Source organism: Halorubrum sp. SD612 (assembly GCF_002135005.1).
On sequence record NZ_NEWI01000191.1, the window covers coordinates 1 to 4,188 of the forward strand.

A 4,188-nucleotide genomic window follows, 5' to 3' on the forward strand; every position below is an offset into this window, starting at 1 on the left:
GACGCGAACCGGTCGCGCCCGAACGACTCGCGGAGCGCGAACATGTCCCCCTCGCGGGCGTCCGCGACGCCGCGCTCGCGCATCGCCTCGACGAGCGCCGGACCGCGCTCGACGGCGACCGTCTCGAACCGCTCCTGAAATCGCAGCGCGTGGCGACCCGCCCCGGCGCCGAGGTCGACGAGCGGCCCGTCCAGCCGCGACGCGAGCCACGCGCCCGCGTCGCTCTCGGGGTCGAACGCGTCGAAATAGAACTCCTCGATCGGGTGTTCTCGGGTTTCCTCCCCGTCCCCCTGGAGGAGGGGGCCGGCCCGCTCGCCGCGGCGGTGGTCGCGGATCGCGCGTCCGAAGGCGTCGGCCATGCGTCGGACCTGTCCGTCGCGCGTCAAAAGCGGTCCGTGAGATCGTCTCGCAGTGACACGCCGGGACCGATGGCCGTACCCGATTCGGTCGGGCGTCGTCGGGTTCGCCGTTACATGGACCGACTGGTCGTCGCCGGGTCGGCCGGAGTCGTCGGGTCGTCGCAGCGATGGGCGTTCAGCCGTCGCTCTCTGCCGCCGACCCGGCCGCCGAGTCGGCGACGCGCTTCGTCTCGCTGTCCACGCTGATCCCCTCCCAGTCGTCGTCGGTGTGGAACCCCTCGCGCTCTTTCGCGCCGGGCGCGACGCGGATGAACTCCGCCTTCTCGCGGGCCTCCTCGATCGTGTGCCCGCCACAGTAGGAGAGCCCGGAGCGGATCCCCTGACAGAACTCCTCGGCGACGGTCGCGACCGGCCCCTTGTAAGGCGTCAGCGCCTCGACGCCCTCGTCAGCGCCCACGTCCGCGCCCTTGTCGTCGCGGGCCTCGGCGGCGGCGGTCGTCGCCATCCCGCGCGACCGCTTGTATCGCGTCCCGTCGACCTCGACGACGGCGCCCGGCGCCTCCTCAGTCCCGGCGAAGAGGCTGCCGAGCATCACCGTGTCGGCGCCCGCGATCAGCGCCTTCACCGCGTCGCCGGAGGTGCGGATCCCCCCGTCGGCGCAGATCGTCACGTCCAGGTCCTCGGCCGCGGCCGCGCAGTCGTCGACCGCGGTCAACTGCGGAACGCCGGCACCGGCGACCTTCCGCGTGGTACAGTGCGACCCCGGCCCGATCCCCACCTTCACGCAGTCGGCGCCGGCGGCCGCGAGGTCCTCGACGCCCGCGGGCGTGGCGACGTTGCCGGCGACGAGGTCCGTCTCCGGAACCGCCTCGGCGATCTCCTCGACGGCCGCCACCGTTCGGTCGAGGTGGCCGTGCGCGACGTCGACGACGACGGCGTCCACGCCGGCCTCGACCAGCGCGGCGCTCCGAGCGAGGTAGTCCTCGTTGATTCCGACCGCGGCGGCGACCCGCTCGCCGGCCGCGGTCACCCGCTCGACCTCTCCCGCCTGCTCGTCGACGGTGAGGAAGCGGTGGAGGACGCCGATCCCGCCGGCCCGAGAGAGCTCGATCGCCAGTTCGGCCTCGGTGACGGTGTCCATCGCCGCCGAGACGAGCGGCGTCTCCAGTTCGACGTTCGGCGTGAGCCGCGTCGAGAGGTCAACGTCGCTCCGGCTGTCGACGGGCGACCGCTGCGGGACGAGCAGCACGTCCCCGTAGCTCAGACCGGTTCGTAGATCGTTCATACCCTTACCGAGGGGAGAGACGGACACCCAAAAACGTCTCGATGGTCGGGACCCCCGCAGACGCGTCGCGGCGACCGGTCAGAAGCCCTGCGCCGCGAGCGCGTCCTCCAGCGCCGAGAGGACGTACTCGACGTTCTTGAGGCGGGCGGAGTAGCCCATACAGCCGATCCGCCAGATGTCGCCTTCGAGGTCGCCGAGCCCGGAGGCGATCTCCAGGTCGTACTCCGTCAGGAGGCGGTCGATGACGGCGCCGTCGTCGACGCCGTCGGGCACGCGCACCGCGTTCAGGCTCGGGAGCCAGTACTCGTCCGGCGCGTTCATCTCCAGTCCGAGGTCCCGAAGCCCCGACTTCAGCTCGCCGGCGACCTCGCGGTGGCGGTCCCACCGCTCCTCGATCCCCTCCTCGGCGACGAGGCGCAGCGCCTCGCGGAGCGCGTACACGTTCGTGATCGGCGCGGTGTGGTGGTACGAGCGGTCGTCGCCCCAGTACCCCTCTAAGAGGGAGAGGTCGAGGTACCACGAGCGGGAGCGCTCGTCGCGGTCGAGCACCTTGTCCATCGCGCGGTCGTTGAGCGTGAGCGGGCTCGCGCCGGGGGGGCACGAGAGGCACTTCTGCGGGCCGGAGTAGGCGACGTCGACGCCCCACTCGTCGACGCGCATCTCCACGCCGCCCAGCGAGGTGACGCAGTCGGCGATCGCGAGGGCGTCGTGAGCGTGCGCGATCTCGGTCAGCTCGGGGACGTCCGGCTGGCGGACGCCCGTCGAGGTCTCCGCGTGGACGAAGCCGAACACGTCGGGCTGGTGCTCGTCGAACGCGCGCTCGACGTCGACGGGGTCGAGCGGCTCTCCCCACGGGGCCGACACCTCGACGACCTCGCCGCCGGCGCGCTCGGCCATCGACTTCATCCGCCCGCCGAAGTAGCCGTTCGTCGGCACCAACATCGTGTCGCCCGGCTCGACGAGGTTGCCGATCGCGGCCTCCATCGACGCCGACCCGGTGCCGGAGACGGGGATCGTCCACTTGTTGTCCGTCCGGAAGGTGTACCGCAACAGTTCCTGAACCTCGTCCATGATCTCGACGAACGAGGGGTCCAAGTGCCCGACCAGCGGCGTGCTCATCGCCCTGAGCACGCGCGGGTGGACGTCGCTCGGACCGGGGCCCATCAGCGTCCGGTCCGGCGGCGTCAGCTCCCCCACGTCGGGCGCTCGGTCGTCGACGCCGCGTTCGGCGTATCGCTCTGACATACGTCGGAGTCCAGCGAGCGACGACAAAAACCCGACGGAAGACGCGACGGGGACGCCGCGGCTCCGCCGCGGCCGCGACCGCCGGTCCGACCGCGTCCGCAGTCCACCCCAACTTAACCGTCCGCGACGCGTGCGTGCGCACATGAGCGACGGCGCGGGCGAGTCGGCGTCGAACAGGGACCTCCGGACGGTGCTCGACCGGATGTCTGACGGATTTTTCACCCTCGACGGCGACTGGCGGATCGCGTTCGCGAACGACCGGGGCGGGGAGATCCTCCGGTCCGCGATGAACGACGACGCTGTCGGCCGCGACGGGTCGGTCGAGGGCGCGAACCTCTGGGAGTCGATCCCCGAGGCCACCGAGACGGTGTTCTACGACGAGTACCACCGCGCCATGGAGACGCAGGAGCCGGTCTCGTTCGACTCCTACTACGAGCCGCTGGACACCTGGTTCGAGGCCCGTGCGTTCCCGTCCGAGGAGGGGCTCTCCGTCTACCTCCTCGACGTCACCGAACGCCGCGAGTTGGAACGCCGTCAGGAAGAGAGCCTCCGTGCCGTTCAGCGGCTGTACGCGGTCTCGTCCGACGACGACCGGTCGTTTGAAGCGAAGATCAACGAGATGCTGTCGATCGGCTGTAAGTATCTCGACGTTCCCAACGGCTTCCTCACGCGGATCGAGGACGAGACCCAACACGTCGAGGTGTCCCACGCCACGCACCCGCTGTTACAGCCCGGTGAAACGTGTCCGCTCGAAGAGGCGTACTGTAAGCGGACGTTCGAGCGCGATCAGCTCCTGACGATCGTCGACGCGTCCGCGGAGGGGTGGGCCGGCGACCCGGCGCACGAGACGTTCGGGCTGAAGGCGTACGTCGGTGGTCGAGTCGAGGTCGAGGGCGAGCGGTTCGGCACGCTCTGTTTCGCCGACACGAGCGCCCGCGAGGAGCCGTTCACCGACACGCAGCGGACGTTCGTCGAGCTGTTGACGCGGTGGGTGAGCTACGAGCTGGAGCGACGGCGCGCGGCCGATCGGCTCGAACGGGAGCGCGACAGCCTCGACGAGTTCGCGAGCGTCGTGAGCCACGACCTGCGGAACCCGCTCACGACCGCCCGCGGGCGGATGGACCTCCTCGCCGACGAGTGCGACAGCGAACACGTCGAGCCGGTCCGGCGTGCCCTCTCACGGATGGACACGCTGATCGAGAACATCCTCACCCTGTCGCGTGAGGGCGGCGGCGTCGACGAGACCACCCGCGTGGACCTCGCCGCGATCGCCGAGGAGGCCTGGGAGACGGCTAACAC

Annotated in this window: 3 protein-coding genes and 1 pseudogene; 1 reads left to right on the forward strand and 3 read right to left on the reverse strand. The window is 70.8% G+C overall.

What is annotated here, in order from left to right; translation table 11 throughout:
* From B9G38_RS14740 to B9G38_RS14750, 3 genes and pseudogenes are all read right to left on the reverse strand, one after another.
* Positions 1 to 359, reverse strand: a pseudogene (locus B9G38_RS14740) (class I SAM-dependent methyltransferase); the annotation flags it as partial.
* A gap of 175 nt (positions 360 to 534) precedes the next feature.
* Entirely contained in the window at positions 535 to 1,644 is a 1,110-nt protein-coding gene (locus tag B9G38_RS14745) for a guanosine monophosphate reductase (RefSeq protein ID WP_086220878.1), read from the reverse strand.
* 78 nt (positions 1,645 to 1,722) lie between these two features.
* Positions 1,723 to 2,889, reverse strand: a complete 1,167-nt coding sequence (locus B9G38_RS14750; protein ID WP_198945709.1) for an alanine--glyoxylate aminotransferase family protein — start codon at positions 2,887 to 2,889, stop codon at positions 1,723 to 1,725.
* A 142-nt stretch (positions 2,890 to 3,031) separates the two neighbouring features.
* On the opposite strand from B9G38_RS14750, the gene B9G38_RS14755 reads away from it, so the two are divergent.
* A partial coding sequence (locus tag B9G38_RS14755; protein ID WP_086220880.1) for a histidine kinase dimerization/phospho-acceptor domain-containing protein occupies positions 3,032 to 4,188 on the forward strand: 1,157 nt, incomplete at its 3' end.

Excerpts from the sequence above, each read along its gene's own strand:
- B9G38_RS14745 (WP_086220878.1), bottom strand. The coding sequence starts at position 1,644 with ATGAACGATCTACGAACCGGTCTGAGCTACGGGGACGTGCTGCTCGTC.
- B9G38_RS14750 (WP_198945709.1), bottom strand. The coding sequence starts at position 2,889 with ATGTCAGAGCGATACGCCGAACGCGGCGTCGACGACCGAGCGCCCGAC.